Genomic DNA, 24,931 nt, shown 5'->3' with positions numbered 1-24,931 from the left:
CCGCACCGACTCTTCCGTGGTATCGGCCTCCCATTGGGCCGGATGAGTGATCCGAGGGGGCCGTACGGGCGATCTCGGGGACCTGCTACCGTGTATGGCGCAATCCCGACGTCCTTTAAGGTCCGTCCCGTGAGGCGGAGAAGGAGGTCCGTTTCGTATGGACACGCATGACACGCAGTCCGATGCCCGGCCCGTTCTCGAAGGGCCCGACATCGCGCGGGTGCTGACCCGCATCGCCCACGAGATCGTCGAGCGCGCCAAGGGCGCCGACGACGTGGTGCTCCTCGGCATTCCGACCCGGGGCGTCTTCCTCGCCCGGCGGATCGCGGACAAGCTCGAGCAGATCACCGAGCGCAAGGTTCCGTGCGGCTCGCTCGACATCACCATGTACCGCGACGACCTGCGCATGCACCCGCCGCGTGCGCTGGCCCGCACCGAGATTCCCGGTGACGGCCTCGACGGCAAGCTCGTCGTCCTCGTCGACGACGTGCTCTTCTCCGGCCGCACCATCCGGGCCGCCCTCGACGCCCTGAACGACATCGGGCGCCCGCGCGCGGTGCAGCTCGCCGTCCTCGTCGACCGCGGACACCGCGAACTGCCCATCCGTGCCGACTATGTCGGCAAGAACCTCCCCACGTCGTTGCGGGAGACGGTCAAGGTCCAGCTCGCCGAGGAGGACGGTCGCGACACCGTGCTGCTCGGTGCCAAGCCGGCCTCTCAGTAGCGCTCCCGGCGTACGCCGTCGTCGTACGTCCGCCAGTCGGGCCCTCGCGCGCCCGTCTGCCCCAATTCTCCCGAATGAACTGCCTTACGGAGCCTGACAGATGCAGCGTCATCTCATCTCGGCCGCCGACCTCACCCGCGACGACGCCGTCCTGATCCTCGACACCGCCGAGGAGATGGCCCGGGTCGCCGACCGGCCGATCAAGAAGCTGCCGACCCTGCGCGGCCGCACGATCGTCAACCTCTTCTTCGAGGACTCCACCCGGACCCGGATCTCCTTCGAGGCGGCCGAGAAGCGGCTGTCCGCGGACGTCATCAACTTCACCGCCAAGGGCTCCAGCGTCTCCAAGGGCGAATCCCTGAAGGACACCGCGCAGACCCTGGAGGCCATGGGCGTCGATGCCGTGGTCATCCGGCACGGCGCCTCCGGAGCCCCGTACCGCCTCGCCAACTCCGGCTGGATCGACGCCGCCGTCGTCAACGCCGGCGACGGCACTCACCAGCACCCCACCCAGGCCCTGCTGGACGCCTTCACCATGCGCCGCCGCCTGGTCGGCCCGGACGCCGGACTCGGCCAGGACCTCGAGGGCAAGCGCATCACGCTCGTCGGCGACGTCCTGCACAGCCGGGTCGCCCGTTCTAACGTCGACCTGCTGCACACCCTCGGCGCCGAGGTCACCCTCGTCGCCCCGCCCACCCTGCTGCCGGTCGGCATCGAGACCTGGCCCTGCGAGGTCTCCTACGACCTCGACAGCACGCTGCCCAAGTCCGACGCGGTGATGATGCTGCGCGTCCAGCGCGAGCGCATGAACGCCGCCTTCTTCCCGACCGAGCGCGAGTACTCCCGGCGCTACGGCCTCGACGGCGACCGCATGGCGCGGATGCCCGGGCACGCCATCGTGATGCACCCCGGCCCGATGGTCCGGGGCATGGAGATCACCGCCGAGGTTGCCGACTCCGACCGCTGCACCGTCGTCGAGCAGGTCGCAAACGGAGTGTCCATCCGGATGGCCGTCCTGTACCTGCTGCTCGGTGGGAACGAACCCGCCGTCACCCACCCCCGCACCGAGGAGAAGTAAGACAGATGAGCAAGACCCTGATCCGTGGTGCGAAGGTGCTCGGCGGCGAGCCGCAGGACGTGCTGATCGACGGCGGCACCATCGCCGAGGTGGGCGGCGGCCTGAGCGCCGAGGGCGCCGAGGTCGTCGAGGCCGACGGCAAGGTGCTGCTGCCGGGCCTGGTCGACCTGCACACCCATCTGCGTGAGCCCGGCCGCGAGGACTCCGAGACCGTCCTCACCGGCACCCGCGCCGCCGCCTCCGGCGGTTTCACCACCGTCTTCGCCATGGCCAACACCTTCCCGGTCGCCGACACCGCCGGTGTCGTCGAGCAGGTCTGGCGGCTCGGCAAGGAGCACGGCTACTGCGACGTCCAGCCGATCGGTGCCGTCACCGTCGGCCTGGACGGCAGGAAGCTCGCCGAGCTGGGCGCCATGCACGAGTCCGCGGCCGGCGTCACCGTCTTCTCCGACGACGGCAAGTGCGTCCACGACGCCGTGATCATGCGCCGCGCCCTGGAGTACGTGAAGGCCTTCGGCGGTGTCGTCGCCCAGCACGCGCAGGAGCCGCGGCTGACCGAGGGCGCCGAGATGAACGAGGGCATCGTCTCCGCCGAGCTGGGCCTCGGGGGCTGGCCGGCGGTGGCCGAAGAATCGATCATCGCCCGGGATGTCCTGCTCGCCGACCACGTCGGCTCCCGCGTCCACATCTGCCACCTGTCGACCGCCGGCTCCGTCGAGATCGTCCGCTGGGCCAAGTCCCGCGGCATCGCCGTCACCGCCGAGGTCACCCCGCACCACCTCCTCCTCACGGACGAGCTGGTGCGCACCTACAACCCCGTCTACAAGGTCAACCCGCCGCTGCGCACCGAGCGCGACGTCATGGCCCTGCGCGAGGCCCTCGCCGACGGCACGATCGACATCGTCGCCACCGACCACGCCCCGCACCCGCACGAGGACAAGGACTGCGAGTGGGCCGCGGCCGCCATGGGCATGGTCGGCCTGGAGACCGCGCTGTCGGTGGTGCAGGAGACCATGGTCGACACGGGCCTGCTGGACTGGGCCGGCGTCGCCGACCGGATGTCCGTCAAGCCCGCGCAGATCGGACAGGCCAGGGGCCACGGACGTCCCGTCTCGGCAGGTGAGCCCGCCAACCTCACCCTGGTCGACACGGCATACCGTGGGCTCGTGGAACCCGCGGGCTTCGCCTCGCGCAGCCGTAACACCCCCTACGAGGGGCGTGAGCTGCCGGGCCGTGTGACGCACACGTGGCTGCGGGGCAAGGCCACGCTCGTCGACGGGAAGCTCACGTGACACCTGTACTCCTGCTGGCCGCCGAGAAGGAATCGGCGCAAGTGACCGACTGGGCCGCCCGCATCGGCTGGGTCGTCGGCCTCGGCCTGTTCGTCGCGCTCGTCTACTGGCTGATGCGCGAGGGCTGGAAGTGGCGCGGCACCCTCCAGGGCGACCTGCCCGAGCTGCCCACCGCCCCGGACGACCCGGGCCCCGAGAAGCTGAGCCTGAGCGGCCGCTACCACGGCTCCACCACCGCCGGTCAGTGGCTCGACCGCATCGTCGCCCGGGGCCTGGGCACCCGCAGCCGGGCCGAGCTGACCCTCACGGACGCCGGACTCGACGTCGTACGCCCCGGGGCGAGCGACTTCTTCGTCCCGGTCGCACAGCTGCGCGAGGCCCGGCTCGACAAGGGCATCGCCGGCAAGGTCCTCACCGAGGGCGGCCTGCTGATCGTCACCTGGGAGCACGGTGACCGGCTGATCGACTCCGGGTTCCGCTCCGACCACGCGGCCGAGCACAACGAGTGGGTCGAGGCCCTCAACTCCATGATCGAAACGAACACCAGGGAAGGCGTCGAACGATGACCACCTCCACAAGGGGAGCTGCCAGGACTCCCGCCGTACTCGTCCTGGAGGACGGCCGGATCTTCCGCGGCCGTGCCTACGGGGCCGTGGGGGAGACCTTCGGCGAAGCGGTGTTCTCCACCGGCATGACCGGCTACCAGGAGACCCTCACCGACCCCTCCTACCACCGCCAGGTGGTCGTGATGACCGCCCCGCACGTCGGCAACACCGGCATCAACGACGAGGACATGGAGTCCCGGAAGATCTGGGTCTCCGGCTACGTCGTGCGCGACCCCGCGCGCGTGCCGTCCAGCTGGCGCTCCCGGCGCACACTCGACGAGGAGCTCGACGCCCAGGGCGTCGTCGGCATCAGCGGCATCGACACCCGAGCCCTCACCCGCCATCTGCGCGAGCGCGGCGCCATGCGCGTCGGGATCTTCAGCGGGGACGCCGTCCGGGAGGACTCGGCGCTCCTCGCGCGCGTGCAGGAAGCACCGCAGATGAAGGGCGCGAACCTCGCCGCCGAGGTCGCCACCACCGAGCCGTACGTCGTCCCGGCCATCGGCGAGAAGAAGTTCACCGTCGCCGCCGTCGACCTCGGCATCAAGGGCATGACCCCGCACCGCATGGCCGAGCGCGGCATCGAGGTGCACGTGCTCCCCGCCACCGCCACCGTCGAGGACGTCTACGCGGTCGACCCGGACGGCGTGTTCTTCTCCAACGGCCCCGGCGACCCGGCCACCGCCGACCACCCCGTCTCGGTCATGCAGGGCGTCCTGGAACGCGGCACCCCGCTGTTCGGCATCTGCTTCGGCAACCAGATCCTGGGCCGCGCGCTCGGCTTCGGCACCTTCAAGCTGAAGTACGGCCACCGCGGCATCAACCAGCCGGTGCAGGACCGCACGACCGGCAAGGTCGAGGTCACCGCGCACAACCACGGCTTCGCCGTCGACGCCCCCCTCGACCGGGTCTCCGAGACCCCGTTCGGCCGCGCCGAGGTGTCGCACGTCTGCCTGAACGACAACGTGGTGGAGGGGCTCCAGCTTCTGGACCGCCCCGCCTTCAGCGTCCAGTACCACCCCGAAGCGGCAGCCGGCCCGCACGACGCCGCCTACCTGTTCGACCGCTTCGTTTCCCTGATGGAGGGCCAGCGTGCCTAAGCGCACCGATATCCAGTCCGTCCTGGTCATCGGCTCCGGCCCGATCGTCATCGGCCAGGCCGCCGAGTTCGACTACTCCGGCACCCAGGCGTGCCGCGTCCTCAAGGCCGAGGGCCTGCGGGTCGTCCTGGTGAACTCCAACCCGGCGACGATCATGACCGACCCGGAGATCGCCGACGCCACCTATGTCGAGCCGATCACCCCCGAGTTCGTCGAGAAGATCATCGCCAAGGAGCGCCCCGACGCGCTGCTGCCCACCCTGGGCGGCCAGACGGCCCTCAACACGGCCATCTCGCTGCACGAGAACGGCGTCCTCGACAAGTACGGCGTCGAGCTGATCGGCGCCAACGTGGAGGCGATCCACAAGGGCGAGGACCGCGACCTGTTCAAGGAGGTCGTGGAGGAGGTCCGCAAGAAGATCGGGCACGGCGAGTCCGCCCGGTCCTACATCTGCCACTCCATGGACGACGTCCTCAAGGGCGTCGAGGAGCTCGGCGGCTACCCGGTCGTCGTCCGCCCCTCCTTCACCATGGGCGGCGCCGGCTCCGGCTTCGCCCACGACGAGGAGGAGCTGCGCCGCATCGCCGGCCAGGGCCTCACGCTCTCCCCGACCACCGAGGTGCTCCTGGAGGAGTCCATCCTCGGCTGGAAGGAGTACGAGCTGGAGCTGATGCGCGACAAGCACGACAACGTCGTGGTCGTCTGCTCCATCGAGAACTTCGACCCGATGGGCGTGCACACCGGCGACTCCATCACCGTCGCCCCCGCGATGACGCTGACCGACCGCGAGTACCAGGTGCTGCGCGACGTCGGCATCGCGATCATCCGCGAGGTCGGCGTCGACACCGGCGGCTGCAACATCCAGTTCGCGGTGAACCCCGAGGACGGCCGGGTCATCGTCATCGAGATGAACCCGCGCGTGTCGCGGTCCTCGGCGCTGGCCTCCAAGGCGACCGGTTTCCCGATCGCCAAGATCGCCGCCAAGCTCGCCGTCGGCTACACGCTGGACGAGATCCCGAACGACATCACGCAGGAGACCCCGGCCTCCTTCGAGCCGACGCTCGACTACGTGGTCGTGAAGGCCCCGCGCTTCGCCTTCGAGAAGTTCCCGAGCGCGGACGCCACCCTCACCACCACCATGAAGTCGGTCGGCGAGGCCATGGCCATCGGCCGCAACTTCACCGAGGCCTTCCAGAAGGCGCTGCGCTCGCTGGAGAAGAAGGGCAGCCAGTTCACCTTCACCGGCGAGCCGGGCGACAAGACGCAGCTGCTGGAGCAGGCCGTCCGCCCCACCGACGGCCGCATCAACACCGTCATGCAGGCCATCCGCGCCGGCGCCACACCCGAGGAGATCTTCGAGTACACGAAGATCGACCCCTGGTTCGTCGACCAGCTCTTCCTCATCAAGGAGACCGCCGACGAGCTGGCCGAGGCCCCCGAGCTGACCGCCGACCTGCTCGCCGAGGCCAAGCGGCACGGCTTCTCCGACCAGCAGATCGGCGAGATCCGCGGCCTGCGCGAGGACGTCGTCCGCGAGGTCCGGCACGCGCTCGGCATCCGCCCGGTCTACAAGACGGTCGACACCTGCGCCGCCGAGTTCGCCGCGAAGACGCCGTACTTCTACTCCTCCTACGACGAGGAGACGGAGGTCGCCTCCCGCGAGAAGCCGGCCGTCATCATCCTGGGCTCCGGCCCGAACCGCATCGGCCAGGGCATCGAGTTCGACTACTCCTGCGTCCACGCCTCCTTCGCGCTCAGCGACGCGGGCTACGAGACGGTGATGGTCAACTGCAACCCGGAGACCGTCTCCACGGACTACGACACCTCCGACCGCCTCTACTTCGAGCCGCTGACGCTGGAGGACGTGCTGGAGATCGTGCACGCCGAGCAGCAGGCCGGACCGGTCGCGGGCGTCGTCGTGCAGCTCGGCGGCCAGACCCCGCTGGGCCTGTCGCAGGCGCTGAAGGACAACGGCGTGCCGATCGTCGGCACCTCCCCGGAGGCCATCCACGCCGCCGAGGACCGGGGCGCCTTCGGCCGGGTGCTCGCCGAGGCCGGCCTGCCGGCCCCCAAGCACGGCACCGCCACCACCTTCGCCGAGGCCAAGGCCATCGCCGACGAGATCGGCTACCCGGTCCTGGTGCGGCCCTCGTACGTCCTCGGCGGCCGTGGCATGGAGATCGTCTACGACGAGACCCGGCTGTCGTCGTACATCGCCGAGTCGACCGAGATCAGCCCCTCGCGGCCGGTCCTGGTCGACCGGTTCCTCGACGACGCGATCGAGATCGACGTCGACGCCCTCTACGACGGCGAGGAGCTCTACCTCGGCGGCGTCATGGAGCACATCGAGGAGGCCGGCATCCACTCCGGCGACTCGGCGTGCGCCCTGCCCCCGATCACGCTCGGCGGCTTCGACATCAAGCGCCTGCGCGCCTCCACGGAGGGCATCGCCAAGGGCGTCGGGGTGCGCGGCCTGATCAACATCCAGTTCGCGCTCGCCGGCGACATCCTCTACGTCCTGGAGGCCAACCCGCGTGCGTCCCGGACCGTCCCCTTCACCTCGAAGGCGACGGCGGTACCGCTCGCGAAGGCCGCCGCCCGCATCTCGCTCGGCGTGACCATCGCCGAGCTGCGCGCCGAGGGCCTGCTCCCGGCCAACGGCGACGGCGGTGAGCTGCCGCTCGACGCGCCGATCTCCGTCAAGGAGGCCGTCATGCCGTGGTCGCGCTTCCGCGACATCCACGGCCGCGGCGTCGACACCGTCCTCGGCCCGGAGATGCGCTCCACCGGCGAGGTCATGGGCATCGACTCCGTCTTCGGCACGGCGTACGCCAAGTCGCAGGCCGGCGCCTACGGCCCGCTGCCCACCAAGGGACGCGCGTTCATCTCGGTCGCCAACCGCGACAAGCGCTCGATGATCTTCCCGGCCCGCGAGCTGGTCGCCCACGGCTTCGAACTGCTCGCCACGTCCGGCACCGCGGAGGTCCTCAAGCGCAACGGCATCAACGCCACCGTCGTGCGCAAGCAGTCCGAGGGCACCGGCCCGAACGGCGAGAAGACCATTGTCCAGCTCATCCACGACGGCGAGGTCGACCTCATCGTCAACACCCCGTACGGCACCGGTGGCCGTCTCGACGGCTACGACATCCGTACGGCGGCCGTGGCGCGCTCCGTGCCCTGCCTGACGACGGTCCAGGCCCTCGCGGCGGCGGTCCAGGGCATCGACGCCCTCAACCGCGGTGACGTGAGCGTCCGATCGCTCCAGGAACACGCGGAACACCTGACCGCGGCCCGCGACTAGCAGCCCCGAGGGGGACACCGGAAACGGTGTCCCCCTCTTCGTGAGGACGCCATGTCTTCGTGAGGACACCATGTACAAGATCTTCTTCCGTCTCGTCTTCAAGCGGCTGGACCCGGAGCAGGCCCACCACCTGGCCTTCCGCTGGATCCGCCTGGCCGCCCGCGTGCCCGTGCTGCGCACCTTCCTCGCGGCCGCCCTCGCGCCCCGCCACAAGGAGCTGCGCACCGAGGCCCTCGGGCTGCGCATGCACGGCCCCTTCGGGCTCGCCGCGGGCTTCGACAAGAACGCCGTCGGCATCGACGGCATGGCCATGCTCGGCTTCGACCACGTCGAGATCGGCACCGTGACCGGCGAACCGCAGCCCGGCAACCCCAAGCAGCGGCTGTTCCGCCTGGTCCAGGACCGGGCGCTGATCAACCGCATGGGCTTCAACAACGACGGCTCGCTCCGGGTCGCGGCCCGCCTGGCCTCCCGCAGGCCGGTCTTCAAGCCGGTCGTCGGCGTCAACATCGGCAAGACCAAGGTCGTCCCCGAGGAGGAGGCCGTCGCGGACTACGTGAAGTCCGCCGAGCGGCTCGCGCCGTACGCCGACTACCTGGTCGTCAACGTCTCCTCGCCGAACACGCCGGGTCTGCGCAACCTCCAGGCGACGGAGGCCCTGCGCCCCCTGCTGAGCGCCGTCCGCGAGGCCGCCGACCGCACGGTGTCCGCGCGGCGCGTCCCGCTCCTGGTCAAGATCGCGCCGGATCTCGCCGACGAGGACGTCGACGCCGTCGCCGACCTCGCCGTGGAGCTCGGCCTGGACGGGATCATCGCCACGAACACCACCATCGCGCGCGAGGGACTCGGTCTGACGTCCGACCCCACCCTGGTCAAGGAGACCGGCGGTCTGTCCGGGGCACCCCTGAAGGAACGCTCCCTGGAGGTCCTGCGCCGCCTCTACGCGCGCGTGGGCGACCGGATCACCTTGGTGGGCGTCGGTGGCATCGAGAACGCCGAGGACGCCTGGCAGCGCATCCTGGCCGGTGCCACGCTGGTCCAGGGCTACAGCGCCTTCATCTACGAGGGGCCCTTCTGGGGCCGCTCCGTCCACAAGGGGCTCGCCGCACGCCTGGCCACGAGCCCCTACGCCACGCTCGCCGACGCGGTGGGCGCCGACGTGAGGAAGACGGCATGAGTGCTCTCGAACCCTTCGGTGCGCGCCTGCGCCGCGCCATGGACGAGCGCGGTCCGCTGTGCGTCGGCATCGACCCGCACGCCTCCCTGCTCGCCGAGTGGGGCCTGAACGACGACGTGGCGGGCCTGGAGCGGTTCAGCCGCACGGTCGTCGAGGCGGTGGCCGACCGGGTCGCCGTGCTCAAGCCGCAGAGCGCGTTCTTCGAGCGGTTCGGCTCGCGCGGCGTCGCCGTGCTGGAGACGTCGGTCGCCGAGGCCCGGGCGGCCGGCGCGCTGGTCGTGATGGACGCCAAGCGCGGCGACATCGGCTCCACCATGGCCGCGTACGCCGAGTCCTTCCTGCACAAGGACGCACCGCTGTTCTCCGACGCCCTGACGGTCTCGCCCTACCTCGGCTACGGCTCGCTCAGCCCGGCCGTCGCGCTGGCCCGGGAGAGCGGCGCGGGACTGTTCGTGCTGGCGCTGACCTCCAACCCGGAGGGCGGCGAGGTCCAGCACGCCGTGCGGCCCGACGGACGGAACGTCGGAGCGACGATGCTCGCGCACCTGGCCGCCGAGAACACGGGGGAGGAGCCCCTGGGATCCTTCGGCGCGGTCGTCGGCGCCACCCTCGGTGATCTGTCGACGTACGACCTGGACATCAACGGTCCGCTCCTCGCACCAGGAATCGGCGCCCAGGGTGCCACGCCGGCCGATCTTCCCGGGGTCTTCGGGGCGGCGGTGCGCAACGTGGTGCCGAACGTCAGCAGGGGAGTGCTACGCCATGGTCCCGACACCGTCGCTCTGCGTGACGCCGCCGAGCGCTTCGCGGAGGAGATCCGGCACGCCGTGACCTCCTCCTGAGGCGGTCCAGACCTTCCCGCGAGACCTCCGATGAGTGGTCCGGGGCCCGCTTGAGTCTGAATACATCCTCAAATCCGGGGCAGTATGTCCTAAATGTCCATTCAGATGAAGGCTGACCAGGACTTTTCCGCTGTTCTCGCTGACTCCGGCGGACTTGCCCGCTAGTCTCCGACGAGAGAACGGGCAAGCGTGTGTTGCTCGTGGCTCCCCAGGTGTGGGGCGACTAGGTTCCTCACCGGTCCGTATCCGACAGTTCGACATCCGAGGTGACGTAGGCGTGGCTCTTCCGCCCCTTACCCCTGAACAGCGCGCAGCCGCGCTCGAAAAGGCCGCCGCGGCTCGCCGGGAGCGGGCCGAGGTCAAGAATCGACTCAAGCACTCCGGCGCCTCCCTTCACGAGGTCATCAAGCAGGGCCAGGAGAACGACGTCATCGGCAAGATGAAGGTCTCCGCCCTCCTCGAGTCGCTGCCGGGCGTGGGCAAGGTCCGCGCCAAGCAGATCATGGAGCGACTCGGCATCTCCGAGAGCCGCCGCGTGCGGGGTCTCGGTTCCAACCAGATCGCCTCCCTGGAGCGCGAGTTCGGCAGCACCGGCTCCTGAACCGGGCGCTCCGGGGAACCGAGTCCCGGGCACTCCGCGATTGCTGGATAATCGCTGCATGGCTGCAACACCCCGGGGGACGTCCCCCGTACCCCCGGACGTACGTCCGCGGCTGACCGTGCTCTCCGGCCCCTCCGGGGTCGGCAAGAGCACGGTCGTCGCTCATATGCGCAAGGAACACCCCGAGGTCTGGCTCTCCGTGTCGGCGACGACACGCAAGCCCCGGCCCGGCGAGCAGCACGGAGTCCACTACTTCTTCGTCTCCGACGACGAGATGGACAAACTGATCGCCAACGGGGAACTGCTGGAGTGGGCCGAGTTCGCCGGCCATCGCTACGGCACGCCGCGAGCGGCCGTGCAGGAGCGCCTGGAGAACGGCGAGCCCGTACTCCTCGAGATCGACCTCCAGGGCGCTCGCCTGGTGCGTGAGTCGATGCCCGAGGCCCAGCTGGTGTTCCTGGCTCCTCCCTCCTGGGAGGAGCTCGTGCGCCGACTCACCGGGCGGGGCACCGAATCGCCCGAGGTGATCGAGCGCCGGCTGGAAGCGGCGAAGATCGAACTCGCGGCCGAGCCGGAGTTCGACACCACCCTGGTCAACACCTCCGTCGAGGACGTGGCGCGCGAGCTGCTAGCCTTGATGAACGTCGTGTGACCATCGCCGATCGTCCCGGTCGGCAGATCAGCCCGACAGAATCTTTCCCATCCATCGGAAGGTAGAGCGTGTCCTCTTCCATCTCCGCGCCCGAGGGCATCATCAACCCGCCGATCGACGAGCTCCTCGAGGCCACCGACTCGAAGTACAGCCTCGTGATCTACGCGGCCAAGCGTGCCCGCCAGATCAACGCGTACTACTCGCAGCTCGGCGAGGGTCTCCTCGAGTACGTCGGTCCCCTCGTCGACACCCACGTCCACGAGAAGCCGCTCTCGATCGCCCTCCGCGAGATCAACGCGGGGCTCCTGACGTCCGAGGCCGTCGAGGGCCCGGCGCAGTAAGTAGGATTGTCAGCTTGACGCTGACTTATCCACAGGCCCGGCAGGCCGACTGCCGGGCCTGTGGTGTGTCATGGAGTCGTACGGTGTGCCGGTTGCCGAGGTCCGGGGAGAGACGTGGACAAGCCGAAGGTCGTTCTGGGGGTCAGCGGGGGCATCGCCGCGTACAAGGCCTGTGAGCTGCTGCGGCGGCTGACGGAGTCGGGCCACGACGTGCGCGTGGTGCCCACCGCCTCCGCGCTGCACTTCGTCGGCGCGGCCACCTGGTCCGCGCTCTCCGGCCACCCGGTCTCCACCGAGGTGTGGGACGACGTGCACGAGGTCCCGCACGTCCGCATCGGACAGCACGCGGACCTCGTCGTCGTCGCCCCGGCCACCGCCGACATGCTCGCCAAGGCGGCCCACGGCCTCGCCGACGACCTCCTGACCAACACGCTGCTCACCGCCCGCTGCCCGGTCGTCTTCGCCCCCGCCATGCACACGGAGATGTGGGAGCACCCGGCCACCCAGGAGAACGTGGCGACGCTGCGCCGCCGCGGCGCCCTCGTCGTCGAGCCGGCCGTGGGCCGCCTCACCGGCGTCGACACCGGCAAGGGCCGGCTGCCCGACCCGGGCGAGATCTTCGAGGTCTGCCGCCGCGTGCTGGCCCGGGGCGTCGCCGAGCCCGACCTCGCGGGCCGGCATGTCGTCGTCAGCGCCGGTGGCACCCGCGAGCCCCTGGACCCCGTCCGCTTCCTCGGCAACCGCTCCTCCGGAAAGCAGGGCTACGCCCTCGCCCGCACCGCCGCCGCCCGCGGCGCCCGGGTCACGCTGATCGCGGCCAACAGCACCCTGCCAGCCCCGGCGGGCGTCGACGTCGTGCCGGTCGGCACCGCCGTGGAGCTGCGCGAGGCGGTGCTGCGGGCCGCCCCCGACGCCGACGCCGTGGTGATGGCGGCCGCCGTGGCCGACTTCCGCCCCGCGGTCTACGCGGCGGGGAAGATCAAGAAGAAGGACGGCCAGGAACCGGAGCCGATCACTCTCGTGCGGAATCCGGACATCCTCGCGGAGATCTCCGGGGACCGGGCCCGCGCCGGACAGGTGATCGTCGGCTTCGCCGCGGAGACGGACGACGTCCTCGCCAACGGCCGCGCCAAGCTCAAGCGCAAGGGCTGCGATCTGCTGGTCGTGAACGAGGTGGGGGAGCGCAAGACCTTCGGTTCCGAGGAGAACGAGGCCGTCGTGCTCGGCGCAGACGGCAGCGAGACCGCGGTGGCGCACGGACCCAAGGAAGCCCTGGCCGACACCGTGTGGGACCTGGTGGCCGAGCGTCTGCGCTGATGGCTCAGACGCCGTGCACCCCCTCGAAAGCCGGTCGATCCTGGCGTGGCGCCTCTGGCCAACGTCGCTCGGCATTGGGCAGAATGCCCGTGCCGCAGGTCACAGCACTCCCGAGTGGCGAGACAGGGGGCCCGTGGCCGAAGCGTGACCCGTAAACTGTTCCACGGACGGCGCCGGGTGCAGCCCCCGCCGTCCGCCAATGATCAGCCAGCAGCCGCTGCAACCCCAGGGAGCGTTGTGTCCCGTCGCCTTTTCACCTCGGAGTCCGTGACCGAGGGTCACCCCGACAAGATCGCTGACCAGATCAGCGACACCATTCTCGACGCGCTCCTGCGCGAGGACCCGTCCTCCCGGGTCGCCGTCGAGACCCTGATCACGACCGGCCTGGTGCACGTGGCCGGCGAGGTCACGACCAAGACGTACGCGGACATCGCGACGCTGGTCCGGAACAAGATCCTCGAGATCGGCTACGACTCCAGCAAGAAGGGCTTCGACGGCGCCTCCTGCGGCGTGTCGGTGTCGATCGGCGCGCAGTCCCCGGACATCGCCCAGGGCGTGGACACGGCGTACGAGTCCCGTGTCGAGGGCGACGAGGACGAGCTCGACAAGCAGGGTGCGGGCGACCAGGGCCTGATGTTCGGCTACGCGACGGACGAGACGCCGACGCTGATGCCGCTGCCGATCTTCCTGGCCCACCGTCTGTCGAAGCGCCTGTCCGACGTGCGCAAGAACGGCACGATCCCCTACCTGCGCCCGGACGGCAAGACGCAGGTCACCATCGAGTACGACGGCGACAAGGCGGTCCGCCTGGACACCGTCGTGGTCTCCTCGCAGCACGCCTCGGACATCGACCTGGACTCGCTGCTGGCGCCGGACATCAAGGAGTTCGTCGTCGAGCCGGAGCTGAAGGCGCTCCTGGACGAGGGCATCAAGATCGACACGGAGAACTACCGTCTCCTGGTCAACCCCACCGGCCGCTTCGAGATCGGCGGCCCGATGGGTGACGCCGGCCTGACCGGCCGCAAGATCATCATCGACACCTACGGCGGCATGGCCCGCCACGGCGGCGGCGCCTTCTCCGGCAAGGACCCGTCCAAGGTGGACCGCTCCGCGGCGTACGCGATGCGCTGGGTCGCGAAGAACGTGGTCGCCGCCGGTCTGGCCACCCGCTGCGAGGTCCAGGTCGCGTACGCGATCGGCAAGGCCGAGCCGGTGGGTCTGTTCGTCGAGACCTTCGGCACCGCCAAGGTCGAGACGGAGAAGATCGAGAAGGCGATCGACGAGGTCTTCGACCTCCGCCCGGCCGCTATCATCCGCGACCTCGACCTGCTCCGCCCGATCTACTCCCAGACCGCCGCGTACGGCCACTTCGGCCGCGAGCTCCCCGAGTTCACGTGGGAGCGGACGGACCGCGTGGACGCGCTCCGCACGGCCGCGGGGCTGTAAGCCCCGTCCCTCAGGGCGACGCGTGAGGCCCGGCACCCTTCGGGGGGCCGGGCCTCCGCCGTTCCTCCGGGGAAAACGGCTCGCGGACGGCGGGGGGCCCTGCGCTGGTGGGCGTCGGGGCGGCTGGTGCCAAGGTGACGGAGGCTTCTGGGCCCGAAGCGGCCCCCGCGGGTTTGAATCCCGCCGTCGGCCGGGCGGTGCCCGGTGGCGTGGCCGAGTGGTGCAAGGCGCGTGCGTGCCGTCGGCGTGCGGGAACTCGGGCGTCTCCGCTTGTCAGTGCTGTTTGGTAAGAATGCAAGCGTGAGCGGCGAGAACGAACAGGCGGGCGGCGGGGCTGAGGGTGCCCCGCCCGAGCAGCTCGCGCTCATCCGGGACAGCGTGCGCAAGGCCAGGACACCCAGGGCCAAGCCGCGGACCTGGCGCGGGGCCGCGCTCGCCAAGGAACTGCCCGTCGCGCGCGTCCTCGTCGACAAGGGCGTGCTCCATCTCGACCGGTACTTCGACTACGCCGTGCCGGAGGAGCTCGACGCGGACGCCCGGCCGGGCGTGCGGGTGCGGGTCAGGTTCGGGGCCGGCCGGCATCGCGTGCGGGAGGGGAGGCGCGAGGGCGGCGGGCTGATCGACGGGTTCCTCGTCGAGCGGCTGGCCGAGTCCGACTACCCCGGCCCGCTGGCCGCCCTCGCCCAGGTCGTCTCGCCCGAGCAGGTGCTCAGCGCGGAACTGCTGGGTCTGGCCAGGGCGGTCGCCGACCGGTACGCGGGCAGCCTCGCCGACGTCTTGCAGCTCGCTGTACCGCCGCGCAACGCACGGGCCGAGCAGCGGCCCTCACCCGACCCGCTGCCACCGCCCCCGGCGCCGGAGGCCGGCTCCTTGCAGCGGTACGAGCGGGGAGCGGCGTTCCTGGAGTCCCTGGCCTCCGGCGGGGCGCCCCGCGCCGTGTGGAACGCGCTGCCCGGCCCGCAGTGGAGCGAGGAGCTGGCCCGGGCCGTCGCCGCGACACTGGCCTCCGGGCGCGGGGCGCTCGCCGTCCTGCCCGACGGACGGGCGGTCGCGCGGGTCGACGCCGCGCTGACCTCGCTGCTGGGAAAGGGGCGGCACGCGGTGCTCACCGCCGACGCCGGCCCGGAGAAGCGGTACGCGCAGTGGCTCGCGGTGCGGCGTGGCTCCGTACGGGCCGTGATCGGGACGAGGGCCGCGATGTTCGCACCCGTCCAGGACCTCGGCCTGGTCGCCCTCTGGGACGACGGCGACGACAGCCACAGCGAGCAGCACGCCCCGCAGCCCCACGCCCGCGAGGTGCTCCTCTTGCGGGCCGCGCTGGACAAGTGCGGCTTCCTGCTGGGGAGCTGGGGCTGCACGGTGGAGGCCGCGCAGCTCGTCGAGAGCGGCTGGGCCCGGCCGCTCGTCGCCGGGCGGGACCGGGTTCGGGCGGCCGCTCCGCTGGTACGGACCGTCGGGGACCAGGATCTCGCCCGGGACGAGGCCGCCCGGGCCGCCCGGCTGCCGACCCTCGCCTGGCAGGCCGTCAGGGACGGCCTGCGCAGCGGACCGGTGCTGGTGCAGGTGCCCCGCAGGGGGTACGTACCGCGCATGGCCTGTGCCAACTGCCGGGCGCCCGCGCGCTGCCGGCACTGCTCCGGGCCGCTGGAGGCGCCGGACGGCGGTGCCCTGAACTGCGGATGGTGCGGGCGCGAGGAGAGCGGCTGGCACTGCCCCGACTGCGGATCCTTCCGTCTGCGCGCCTCGGTCGTCGGGGCGCGGCGGACCGCCGAGGAACTCGGCCGGGCGTTCCCCGCCGTGCCGGTACGCACCTCGGGGCGGGAGCATGTGCTCGACACGGTGCCGGGGGCTCCCGCACTGGTCGTGAGTACGCCGGGGGCCGAGCCCGTGGCCGAGGGCGGGTACGCGGCGGCGCTGCTGCTGGACGGGTGGGCCATGCTCGGGCGGCCCGATCTGCGGGCGGGGGAGGACGCGTTGCGGCGGTGGATCGCGGCCGCGTCCCTCGTCCGGCCGCAGTCGGCGGGCGGCACGGTGGTGGTCGTGGCCGAGCCGACGCTGCGGCCCGTGCAGGCGCTCGTCCGCTGGGATCCCGTCGGACACGCGGTGCGCGAACTCGCCGAGCGGTCCGAGCTGGGGTTCCCGCCGGTGTCGCGGATGGCGGCCGTGTCGGGCCCCGCGGAGGCGGTGGCCGACTTCCTCCGTGCGGCCGAACTGCCGCCGGAGGCCGAGGTGCTGGGGCCGGTGCCGTTGCCCGTCCCCGCCGCCGGGCGGCCTCGGCGGGCGGGGGCGCCGCCGCCCGGGGAGCAGTGGGAGCGGGCGCTGCTGCGGGTGCCACCGGGCAGGGGTGCCGCGCTGGCCGCCGCGCTCAAGGCCGCGCAGGCAGCGCGGATGGCCAGGGGGAGCGGAAGCGGCGCCGGCGTGTGGGTGAGGGTCGACCCGGCCGACATCGGCTGATCGGCGGGTGACGGTTGCGGGGCCCAAGGGGGTGCCGCGTGTGCAGCTGTGGGTGCCGGCCGGGGTGCGGTCTCGCCCGGAGACGCGGCTGCCCTCCCGGAGGCCTTCCGGGAGGGCAGGGAGAGGGGGCGTCAGCCGTTGCGCGGGCCCGGGAAGGCCGTGGGCCGCACCTCGTCGCGGAGTGCGGGGCTGCCGGCCGTCGGCTGCGTGGGCATGGAGCGGGCGGCGGGGACCGTCGGGACCGTCGGCAGACCGGTGGTCACATTGACCGCGCGGCCGCCCGCGGGCGTCGGCTCCGGCGTGCGCTCCGGCTCCGGCACGGCCGACTGAGCCGTGGCACGGCGGGCGCCGTAACGGCGGTGGACCGCCTGCTTGGTGACTCCGAGGGCGGAGCCCACCGCGTCCCAAGAGAAGCCGAGAGAGCGGTCGAAGTCCACGGCTGCCGTCACCAGGGTCTCGACACTGTCCCGCAGCTCCTGGGCGAGACGTACCGTCGGGGCGGGGGCGCGTCCGTAGACGACGAAGCCCGTGGAGGGGCCGGAGCGGCGCGGGCGGTAGACGTTCCCCAGCTGGGCGGTGAGGGTGCGCAGTGCGTCCACCTGCCGGCGGACCCGCTCGATGTCCCGCACCAGCAAGTGCAGGCTGGCCCGAGCCTGGGCGTCGTGGGTTGCGTGGTCGGCCATGAACAAGCCTCTCGAACCGGCGTTGAAAGGAATGGGCCGCGATCGCGGCCTCTAGTGGTCAACTCTGTCTTGACCAACGCGGATCCGCTCCGCGGGTCACGGTGTGGGGCGTGGGATTACCTGCGTGCGCCTGTCTGCGTGGGGTGTGCGCCTCGGCCTTCGGCCGTCGGCTCATGTCTCCCGCCCGCGCCCCGCCCGCAACTTGTCAGCCGGCAGGCCCGGGTCTCCCGTGGGGGCCGGGCACCGTCGGCGGCTTTCCGTTCCCGGCTCATAGACTTGGGCGTTGCCCGTCATCGACCCCCGCCCGAGAGGCCGCCACCACCCCATGAAGCTCGTCTTCGCCGGTACACCCGAGGTCGCCGTTCCCGCCCTGGACGCTCTGCTCGCCTCCGGGCGGCACGAGGTGGCCGCCGTCGTCACGCGGCCGGACGCGCCGGCCGGGCGCGGACGCAGGCTCGTCGCGTCGCCCGTCGCGCAGCGGGCGGAGGAGGCCGGGATCGAGGTGCTGAAGCCCGCGAAGCCGAAGGACCCGGAGTTCCTGGAGCGGCTGCGGGAGATCGGGCCGGACTGCTGCCCCGTCGTCGCCTACGGGGCGCTGCTGCCCCGGGTCGCCCTCGACATCCCCGCGCAGGGCTGGGTCAATCTGCACTTCTCCCTGCTGCCGGCCTGGCGCGGCGCCGCGCCCGTGCAGCACGCCATCATGGCCGGCGACGAGATCACCGGTGCGTCGACGTTCCTCATCGAGGAGGGGCTCGACTCCGGGCCGGTGTACGGGACGGTGACCGAGGAGATCCGGGCCACCGACACCAGCGGGGACCTGCTGACGCGGCTGGCGTTCGCCGGTGCGGGGCTGCTCGTGGCGACCATGGACGGGATCGAGGACGGCACGCTGAAGGCCGTACCGCAGCCGGCCGACGGGATCAGCCTCGCCCCGAAGGTCAACGTCGAGGACGCGCACCTCGACTTCGGCGCGCCCGCGCTGCGCGTCGACCGGATGGTGCGGGGCTGCACCCCGGCCCCCGGCGCCTGGACCACCTTCCGGGGTGAGCGCCTGAAGCTCATCCAGGTCGTCCCCGTGCCCGACCGGACGGACCTCGCCCCGGGGCAGATCGCCGCCGGGAAGAACAACGTCCACGTCGGCACCGGCTCCCACGGCGTCGAGCTGCTGTGGGTGCAGGCCCAGGGCAAGAAGCCGATGCGGGCGGCGGACTGGGCACGCGGGGTGCGGATCGCCGAGGGCGAGCGGCTCGGCGGCTGAGACGGGGGCGGGGCTGACCACTCGGTCTGATACGCAGCCCCCGGCGGCGTAGGCTGGACGCGCACTTCATCTCACCCCCGGAGCACCTTTTTCGTGAGCGAACAGCCCCGTCGAGCCCGCACGTCAGGCAAGCCCTACCGTCGGCCCAAGAAGGACCCCGTCCGCATCCTCGCCTTCGAGGCGCTGAGGGCCGTGGACGAGCGGGACGCCTATGCCAACCTCGTTCTGCCGCCCCTGCTGCGCAAGGCGCGCGAGAAAGACGACTTCGACGCCCGGGACGCGGCGCTCGCCACCGAGCTGGTGTACGGGACGCTGCGGCGGCAGGGGACGTACGACGCGATTCTGGCGTCGTGCGTGGACCGGCCGCTCGGTGAGGTCGACCCGCCGGTGCTGGACGTGCTGAGCCTCGGCGCGCATCAGCTGCTCGGCACGCGGATCCCGACGCACGCGGCCGTGTCCGCCACCGTCGAGCTCGCGCGGGTCGTACTCGGCGACGGGCGGGCCAAGTTCGTCAACGCCGTGCTGCGCAAGGTCGCGCAGGACGACCTCGACGGCTGGCTGGAGCGGGTCGCGCCGCCCTACGACGAGGATCCCGAGGACCATCTCGCCGTCGTGCACTCGCACCCGCGCTGGGTCGTGTCCGCGCTGTGGGACTCCCTCGGCGGCGGGCGGGACGGCGTCGAGGAGTTGCTCCGCGCCGACAACGAACGGCCCGAGGTGACGCTGGTGGCACGGCCCGGGCGGGCCACCCCGGAGGAACTGCTCGACGAGGACGCCGCCGTACAGGGGCGCTGGTCGCCCTATGCCGTGCGACTGACCGAGGGCGGGGAGCCGGGCGCCATCGAAGCCGTGCGGGACGGGCGCGCGGGCGTGCAGGACGAGGGCAGCCAGCTCGTCGCCCTCGCCCTGGCCAACGCGCCCCTGGACGGACCCGACCGGCGCTGGCTGGACGGGTGCGCCGGACCCGGCGGGAAGGCCGCGCTGCTCGGCGCGCTCGCCGCGGAGCGAGGGGCCCTGCTCGTCGCCTCCGAGAAGCAGACCCATCGCGCGGGCCTCGTCGCTAAGGCGCTGGACGGCAACCCGGGGCCGTACCAGGTGATCGCCGCGGACGGGACGCGCCCGGCATGGCGGCCCGGCAGCTTCGACCGGGTACTGGTCGACGTGCCGTGCACCGGCCTCGGCGCGCTGCGCCGCCGCCCCGAGGCGCGCTGGCGGCGCCGCCCGCAGGACCTGGAGGGCTTCGCGCCGCTGCAGCGCGGTCTGCTGCGCACCGCCCTGGAGTCCGTGCGGGTCGGCGGTGTCGTGGGCTACGCGACCTGCTCGCCGCACCTGGCCGAGACCCGGGCCGTCGTCGCCGACGTGCTCAAGCAGCACCCCGACACGGACCTCGTGGACGCCCGGCCGCTGCTGCCCGGCGTACCGGACCTGGGCGACGGGCCCGACGTGCAGCTGTGGCCGCATCTGCACGGGACCGACGCGATGTACCTGGCGCTCATTCGCCGGACCGGCTGACCCCCGCCCCGACGCTCTCCCGAGCCGTACCGCCGTCCTCCCGCGCCAGCCGGTGCGGCCACCACACCTTGGGCCCCACGTCGAGGAACAGAGCGGTCACGAGGACCGAGCGCACGATGAACGTGTCGATGAGGACGCCGAGGGCGACCGTGAAACCGATCTCGGCGAAGGCGACCATCGGCAGGGTGCCGAGGGCGGCGAACGTGCCGGCCAGGACCAGGCCGGCGGAGGTGATGACCGCCCCGGTGGCCGCGAGGCCCGTGATCACGCCCGGTCTGGTGCCCTGGCGGGCCGCCTCCTCGCGGATGCGGGTGGTCAGGAAGATGTTGTAGTCGATGCCCAGGGCGACCAGGAACACGAAGACGAACAGCGGGAAGTCGGTCGCCTCGCCCGCGTAGTCGAAGACGTGCCGGAACGCGAGCGCGCTGATGCCGAGGGCCGCCGCGAACGACAGGATCACCGTCCCGATCAGCAGCAGCGGGGCGATCAGGGCGCGCAGCAGGCCGCACAGGATCACCAGGACGACCACCAGCACCAGCGGGATGATCAGTACGTTGTCGTGCGTGGTCGCCTCGTCCATGTCCAGCAGGGCCGCCGTACCGCCGCCGACCTTGGCGTCGGCGTCCGGCACCGCGTGCACGGCGTCCCGCACCCGCTCCACCGTCTGCTTGGCGGCCTCGCTGTCCGCCGGTGCGGTCATGGTGGCCTCGAAGAGGACCTTGCCCTCGAAGGCCGGTTCGGTGCCGGGCGGCAGACCGAGGGACTGCGGGACCACGCCCGGTGTCCCGGCGACCGCGCGCCCCACCTGCACGGCCTGCGCCTGGTTGCTGACGATGACCAGGGGGTCGCCGCTGCCCGCGGGGAAGTAGCGCGCCGAGACCTCCTGCCCGGTGATCGAGTCCGGCTTCCCGGTGAACGCGTCCGCGTTGCCGATGCCCTCCGCGCGCAGCTGGATCAGGCCCAGCGAGCAGACCGCCAGCGCGAGCGCCGTCACCACCCAGATCATCCGCGGGCGGCGGGCGATACGGCGGCCGATGCGGGCCCAGACACCGCGCTCGGTCGGGTCGGGACTGCCGTAGTGCGGGACGACCGGCCAGAAGATCCAGCGGCCGAAGATCACCAGCAGGGCCGGGAACAGGCTCATCATCGCCACCAGGGCGACGGCGACGCCGATCGCGGCCACCGGGCCCAGGCCGCTCGTGGAGTTCATCTCGGCGGCCAGGAGCACCAGCATGCTCAGCACGACCGTCGCGCCGGAGGCGAGCACGGCCGGGCCGGCGCGGTGCAGGGCCAGGGCCATCGCCTCGTGCCGGTCCTCGTGGCGGCGCAGTTCTTCCCGGTAACGGGCCACCAGCAGCAGGGCGTAGTCCGTCCCCGCTCCGAAGACCAGCACCGTGAGGATGCCCGCGCTCTGGCCGTTGACCGTCAGGCCCGCGTGCTCGGCCAGCAGGTAGATCAGCGCCTGGGAGGCGAACAGCGCGCAGACCACCGCGATCAGCGGGACCAGCAGCAGGGTGAGACTGCGGTAGGTGATGAGCAGCATGACGACGACGACCGCCATCGCGGAGAGCAGCAGGGTCGAGTCGATGCCCTCGAAGGCCTCCGCGAAGTCCGCGGACGTGCCGCCCGGGCCCGTGATGTGCACGGTCATCCCGTCGCTGCCCGTGCCGACGACGTCCCGGATCGAGTCCACGGCCGGTGAGATCCGTTCCCAGCCCTCCTCGTCCATCAGGATCGGCACGAAGACCTGGGCCGCGCGCGGATCGGCCTGCCGGTCGAACACCGGCCCCCGTGTCTGCTCCCCGATGATGCCGTGATCGCTCAGCTGCTTCAGCTGCCGCACGTCCTCGGCGATCCGCGCCCGGTCCTGCGCCGTCAGACCGCTCTCCCGCGCGTAGATCACCACCGCCGGGATCTGCTCCGGCCGGAAGTCCTCGGAGATCTGCAGCACCTGCGTCGACTCGGCGGACCCCGGCAGCCACGACGCGGCGTCGTTGTCCTGCGCGTCGGTGAGCTTCATGGCGAGCGGCGCGGCGACGACCAGCACGACCACCCAGAAGACCAGCACGATCCACTTGGCCCGCCGCCCGCAGACGAGATGCGCCACGCCCTGCTTCATGTCGTCCCCCTCCGCGAAGACGCCCGGTCAGGGGCGCGGGGCTGTGACACGTGCGGCTCCGCCGCGTGGGCCTGACAAGCCACGTGAGTCCCGCAGCCAACAGACCAGCTGGGTCCGATGCTCACAACCCCCCAAGGGCATGGCAGTCTTAGGGCATGGCCGCGCAGATCAACCCCAGCATCCTGTCCGCAGACTTCGCCCGCCTCGCGGACGAGGCGAAGGCCGTGGAAGGAGCCGACTGGCTCCACGTCGACGTCATGGACAACCATTTCGTCCCGAACCTCACGCTCGGCGTGCCGGTCGTAGAGTCGCTGGCGCGTGCGACGGACACCCCGCTGGACTGCCATCTGATGATCGAGGCCCCCGATCGGTGGGCGCCGCAGTACGTGGAAGCGGGGGCCGGCTCCGTCACCTTCCACGTCGAGGCGGCCGCAGCCCCGGTCCGGCTCGCCCGGGAGATCCGCGCCAAGGGCGCCCGCGCCTCCATGGCGCTGAAGCCCGCGACGCCCATCGAGCCGTACGAGGACCTGCTCCCCGAGCTCGACATGCTGCTGATCATGACGGTCGAACCGGGCTTCGGGGGACAGGCCTTCCTCGACATCATGCTTCCGAAGATTCGCCGCACCCGCGAGTTGATCAGCAAGCACGGACTGGAGCTCTGGCTCCAGGTCGACGGCGGAGTTTCCGCTTCCACGATCGAGCGGTGCGCGGACGCCGGAGCCGACGTCTTCGTGGCCGGATCGGCGGTCTACGGGGCAAACGACCCGGCCCAGGCGGTACGTGCACTACGCACACAGGCCGAGGCCACCACGGCGAAGGCCTCCTGGGCCTGCGACCACTGAGCCACAGCAAAGTGAACGGCTCTCATCAGGGCTGATCAACCGCGCCACATCTGCAAGGATGAACGGCGAATCCAGAGTGTGAACAGCAGTGAGGAGATCGCCGTGTCGGGTATGTCGGCGGGCCGGTCAGCCATGCGGATGGGACCCGCTGAGCTGGTGCAGGCGGCGGCCATGGCCCGCCGCTTCTACCTCGAGGGCAAGTCCAAGATCCAGATCGCGGAGGAGTTCGGCGTCAGCCGCTTCAAGGTGGCCCGGGTCCTGGAGACCGCTCTCGAACGGGATCTCGTACGTATCGAGATCCGTGTCCCTGCCGAGCTGGACGCGGAGCGCTCGGACGCGCTGCGCGCCCGCTACGGCCTCAGGCACGCCGTCGTGGTCGAGTCTCCGGCCGAGGCCGAGGAGACGCCCGACCCCGAGAACCTGGGAGAGGTGGCCGCCGACCTGCTCGGCGAACTGGTCAACGAGGGCGATGTGCTGGGCCTGGCCTGGGGCCGCTCCACCATCCACATGGCGGCGGCGCTCGACCGGCTGCCCCCGTGCACGGTGGTGCAGCTGACGGGCGTGTACGACGCCGGGACCGCCGAGCGCGGCTCGGTCGAGGCCGTGCGCCGCGCCGCCCAGGTGTCCGGCGGCGACGCCCACCCCATCTACGCGCCGATGCTGCTGCCCGACGCGGCCACGGCCACGGCGCTGCGCAACCAGACCGGGATCGCCCGGGCCTTCGAGCACTTCGACAAGGTCACGGTCGCCTGTGTCTCCATCGGCTCCTGGGAGCCGGGCATCTCCACGGTGCACGACATGCTGAGCGACGAGGAGCGCGCGCACTACGCCTCGCTCGGTGTCGCCGCCGAGATGTCCGCGCACCTCTTCGACGCCGACGGCCGCCGGGTCGGCCGGGACCTGGGCGAGCGGTGCATCACGGTGAAGGCCGACCAGCTCCGCCGGATCCCCGAGGTCGTGGCGATCGCCGGCGGGCAGCGCAAGGGCCCCGCGATCGACGCGGTGCTGCGCTCCGGGCTCGTCACCAGCCTGGTGACGGACACGTCGGCCGCGGACTACCTGATGACGGCCGGACCGGCGCCGAAGTCCGCGCTCAACCGCTCCGACCCGGACGGGGTCTGACGGGTGGCGGACCAGGCGCACGCGGTGCCGGACGACCCGGCCGGGCGGATCGTCGTCGTCCTGGACCTGGACGGCGTCACGGACAAGGCGGGCCTCATGGACCGCTGCGCCCGTGACCTGGACCTGCCCGACTGGTTCGGCCGCAACTGGGACGCGCTGGCCGACTGTCTGGCCGACCCCGCCCTCTGGCCCGAGGAGGCCGGGGAGCGGGGGCTGCTGGTCGTCGTCCAGGGCTGGCGCGGGTACGCCGAGACGCGGCCCGACGAGTGGCAGGTCGCCGAGGAGATCTTCGCCGAGGCGACGGACCGGGGTCCGGGCCTGTTCGTGGCCCTCGGCCTTGGAGAATCCTCCGAGAGGCCCCCTGACCAGCCTGGATGATCCGCTGGGGGTTGTTCCGGCAGGTGGCATGGGAGAATGAAGTACGTGCTCTTTCCCCCTGGCCGGCCGGTCCGGGGGTCACCTCTG

General features: G+C 71.7%; 21 protein-coding genes. 19 read left to right on the top strand and 2 right to left on the bottom strand.

Features of this window, described 5'->3' with window-relative positions; genetic code table 11:
- Window positions 1-157: 157 nt before the first annotated feature.
- The 14 genes from pyrR to IGS69_RS05035 all read left to right on the top strand — a co-directional run bounded on the left by pyrR (window position 158) and on the right by IGS69_RS05035 (window position 16,930).
- Window positions 158-724 carry a bifunctional pyr operon transcriptional regulator/uracil phosphoribosyltransferase PyrR gene (pyrR, locus tag IGS69_RS05100; protein ID WP_190897378.1) on the top strand — a complete coding sequence of 189 codons (567 nt, stop codon included), beginning with the start codon at window positions 158-160 and terminating at the stop codon, window positions 722-724.
- A gap of 100 nt (window positions 725-824) precedes the next feature.
- Window positions 825-1,802, top strand: a complete 978-nt coding sequence (locus tag IGS69_RS05095; protein ID WP_190897377.1) for an aspartate carbamoyltransferase catalytic subunit — start codon at window positions 825-827, stop codon at window positions 1,800-1,802.
- Window positions 1,803-1,807: 5 nt separating this feature from the next.
- Window positions 1,808-3,094 carry a dihydroorotase gene (locus IGS69_RS05090; RefSeq protein ID WP_190897376.1) on the top strand — a complete coding sequence of 429 codons (1,287 nt, stop codon included), beginning with the start codon at window positions 1,808-1,810 and terminating at the stop codon, window positions 3,092-3,094.
- A complete protein-coding gene (locus tag IGS69_RS05085) occupies window positions 3,091-3,660 on the top strand; it encodes a PH-like domain-containing protein (protein WP_190897375.1) in 570 nt (189 codons plus the stop codon). Before IGS69_RS05090 ends, IGS69_RS05085 begins: the two co-directional genes overlap by 4 nt.
- Window positions 3,657-4,799 carry a glutamine-hydrolyzing carbamoyl-phosphate synthase small subunit gene (gene carA / locus IGS69_RS05080; RefSeq protein WP_190897374.1) on the top strand — a complete coding sequence of 381 codons (1,143 nt, stop codon included), beginning with the start codon at window positions 3,657-3,659 and terminating at the stop codon, window positions 4,797-4,799. Before IGS69_RS05085 ends, carA begins: the two co-directional genes overlap by 4 nt.
- Window positions 4,792-8,100 (top strand): carbamoyl-phosphate synthase large subunit, encoded by a 3,309-nt coding sequence (carB, locus tag IGS69_RS05075; RefSeq protein ID WP_190897373.1) that lies wholly within the window; start codon window positions 4,792-4,794, stop codon window positions 8,098-8,100. The genes carA and carB overlap by 8 nt, the downstream gene beginning before the upstream one ends.
- 70 nt (window positions 8,101-8,170) lie before the next feature.
- A complete protein-coding gene (locus tag IGS69_RS05070; RefSeq protein WP_190897372.1) occupies window positions 8,171-9,277 on the top strand; it encodes a quinone-dependent dihydroorotate dehydrogenase in 1,107 nt (368 codons plus the stop codon).
- Window positions 9,274-10,119 carry an orotidine-5'-phosphate decarboxylase gene (gene pyrF, locus IGS69_RS05065; RefSeq protein WP_190897371.1) on the top strand — a complete coding sequence of 282 codons (846 nt, stop codon included), beginning with the start codon at window positions 9,274-9,276 and terminating at the stop codon, window positions 10,117-10,119. Before IGS69_RS05070 ends, pyrF begins: the two co-directional genes overlap by 4 nt.
- A 277-nt stretch (window positions 10,120-10,396) precedes the next feature.
- Window positions 10,397-10,720, top strand: coding sequence for an integration host factor (locus tag IGS69_RS05060; RefSeq protein ID WP_003977346.1), 324 nt, complete (start codon window positions 10,397-10,399; stop codon window positions 10,718-10,720).
- Window positions 10,721-10,778: 58 nt separating this feature from the next.
- Window positions 10,779-11,372, top strand: coding sequence for a guanylate kinase (gene gmk / locus IGS69_RS05055; protein ID WP_190897370.1), 594 nt, complete (start codon window positions 10,779-10,781; stop codon window positions 11,370-11,372).
- A gap of 68 nt (window positions 11,373-11,440) precedes the next feature.
- Window positions 11,441-11,713, top strand: a complete 273-nt coding sequence (gene rpoZ / locus IGS69_RS05050; protein ID WP_003988945.1) for a DNA-directed RNA polymerase subunit omega — start codon at window positions 11,441-11,443, stop codon at window positions 11,711-11,713.
- Window positions 11,714-11,827: 114 nt separating this feature from the next.
- A complete protein-coding gene (gene coaBC, locus IGS69_RS05045) occupies window positions 11,828-13,030 on the top strand; it encodes a bifunctional phosphopantothenoylcysteine decarboxylase/phosphopantothenate--cysteine ligase CoaBC (RefSeq protein ID WP_190897369.1) in 1,203 nt (400 codons plus the stop codon).
- 237 nt (window positions 13,031-13,267) lie between these two features.
- Entirely contained in the window at window positions 13,268-14,476 is a 1,209-nt protein-coding gene (gene metK, locus IGS69_RS05040; protein ID WP_190897368.1) for a methionine adenosyltransferase, read from the top strand.
- A 300-nt stretch (window positions 14,477-14,776) separates the two neighbouring features.
- The gene (locus IGS69_RS05035; RefSeq protein WP_190897366.1) at window positions 14,777-16,930 is read left to right on the top strand and encodes a primosomal protein N'; all 2,154 of its coding nucleotides are present in this window, start codon (window positions 14,777-14,779) and stop codon (window positions 16,928-16,930) included.
- A 131-nt stretch (window positions 16,931-17,061) separates the two neighbouring features.
- On the opposite strand, the gene IGS69_RS05030 is transcribed toward IGS69_RS05035, so the two are convergent.
- Window positions 17,062-17,613 (bottom strand): hypothetical protein, encoded by a 552-nt coding sequence (locus tag IGS69_RS05030; protein WP_190897364.1) that lies wholly within the window; start codon window positions 17,611-17,613, stop codon window positions 17,062-17,064.
- Window positions 17,614-17,938: 325 nt separating this feature from the next.
- Here IGS69_RS05030 and fmt point away from each other — a divergent pair, with 325 nt between their 5' ends.
- On the top strand, window positions 17,939-18,871 hold the full coding sequence (gene fmt, locus IGS69_RS05025) for a methionyl-tRNA formyltransferase (RefSeq protein ID WP_190904382.1): 933 nt from the start codon (window positions 17,939-17,941) through the stop codon (window positions 18,869-18,871).
- Between the two features lie 93 nt (window positions 18,872-18,964).
- A complete protein-coding gene (locus IGS69_RS05020) occupies window positions 18,965-20,383 on the top strand; it encodes an RsmB/NOP family class I SAM-dependent RNA methyltransferase (RefSeq protein WP_190897362.1) in 1,419 nt (472 codons plus the stop codon).
- Here the strand turns inward: IGS69_RS05020 and IGS69_RS05015 are convergent.
- Window positions 20,364-22,502 (bottom strand): MMPL family transporter, encoded by a 2,139-nt coding sequence (locus tag IGS69_RS05015; RefSeq protein ID WP_190897360.1) that lies wholly within the window; start codon window positions 22,500-22,502, stop codon window positions 20,364-20,366. The genes IGS69_RS05020 and IGS69_RS05015 overlap by 20 nt on opposite strands.
- A 155-nt stretch (window positions 22,503-22,657) precedes the next feature.
- Here IGS69_RS05015 and rpe point away from each other — a divergent pair, with 155 nt between their 5' ends.
- The 3 genes from rpe (at window position 22,658) to IGS69_RS05000 (ending at window position 24,844) form a co-directional block, all read left to right on the top strand.
- The gene (gene rpe / locus IGS69_RS05010) at window positions 22,658-23,344 is read left to right on the top strand and encodes a ribulose-phosphate 3-epimerase (RefSeq protein ID WP_062925741.1); all 687 of its coding nucleotides are present in this window, start codon (window positions 22,658-22,660) and stop codon (window positions 23,342-23,344) included.
- 78 nt (window positions 23,345-23,422) lie between these two features.
- The gene (locus IGS69_RS05005) at window positions 23,423-24,466 is read left to right on the top strand and encodes a sugar-binding transcriptional regulator (protein WP_190897358.1); all 1,044 of its coding nucleotides are present in this window, start codon (window positions 23,423-23,425) and stop codon (window positions 24,464-24,466) included.
- A gap of 24 nt (window positions 24,467-24,490) precedes the next feature.
- On the top strand, window positions 24,491-24,844 hold the full coding sequence (locus tag IGS69_RS05000; protein ID WP_190904381.1) for a barstar family protein: 354 nt from the start codon (window positions 24,491-24,493) through the stop codon (window positions 24,842-24,844).
- Window positions 24,845-24,931 lie beyond the last annotated feature (87 nt).

The sequence above is a fragment of the Streptomyces tuirus genome (assembly GCF_014701095.1).
Lineage (GTDB): Bacteria > Actinomycetota > Actinomycetes > Streptomycetales > Streptomycetaceae > Streptomyces > Streptomyces tuirus.
The sequence above is the reverse complement of the archived record's forward strand: the minus strand, read 5'-3'. Positions and strand labels throughout refer to the sequence as shown.

Bases quoted from the DNA above. Each gene is read 5' to 3' on its own strand.
- pyrR (WP_190897378.1), top strand. From the start codon at position 158: ATGGACACGCATGACACGCAGTCCGATGCCCGGCCCGTTCTCGAAGGG.
- IGS69_RS05095 (WP_190897377.1), top strand. From the start codon at position 825: ATGCAGCGTCATCTCATCTCGGCCGCCGACCTCACCCGCGACGACGCC.
- IGS69_RS05090 (WP_190897376.1), top strand. From the start codon at position 1,808: ATGAGCAAGACCCTGATCCGTGGTGCGAAGGTGCTCGGCGGCGAGCCG.
- carA (WP_190897374.1), top strand. From the start codon at position 3,657: ATGACCACCTCCACAAGGGGAGCTGCCAGGACTCCCGCCGTACTCGTC.
- IGS69_RS05070 (WP_190897372.1), top strand. From the start codon at position 8,171: ATGTACAAGATCTTCTTCCGTCTCGTCTTCAAGCGGCTGGACCCGGAG.
- pyrF (WP_190897371.1), top strand. From the start codon at position 9,274: ATGAGTGCTCTCGAACCCTTCGGTGCGCGCCTGCGCCGCGCCATGGAC.
- gmk (WP_190897370.1), top strand. From the start codon at position 10,779: ATGGCTGCAACACCCCGGGGGACGTCCCCCGTACCCCCGGACGTACGT.
- IGS69_RS05030 (WP_190897364.1), bottom strand. From the start codon at position 17,613: ATGGCCGACCACGCAACCCACGACGCCCAGGCTCGGGCCAGCCTGCAC.
- fmt (WP_190904382.1), top strand. From the start codon at position 17,939: ATGAAGCTCGTCTTCGCCGGTACACCCGAGGTCGCCGTTCCCGCCCTG.
- IGS69_RS05015 (WP_190897360.1), bottom strand. From the start codon at position 22,502: ATGAAGCAGGGCGTGGCGCATCTCGTCTGCGGGCGGCGGGCCAAGTGG.
- rpe (WP_062925741.1), top strand. From the start codon at position 22,658: ATGGCCGCGCAGATCAACCCCAGCATCCTGTCCGCAGACTTCGCCCGC.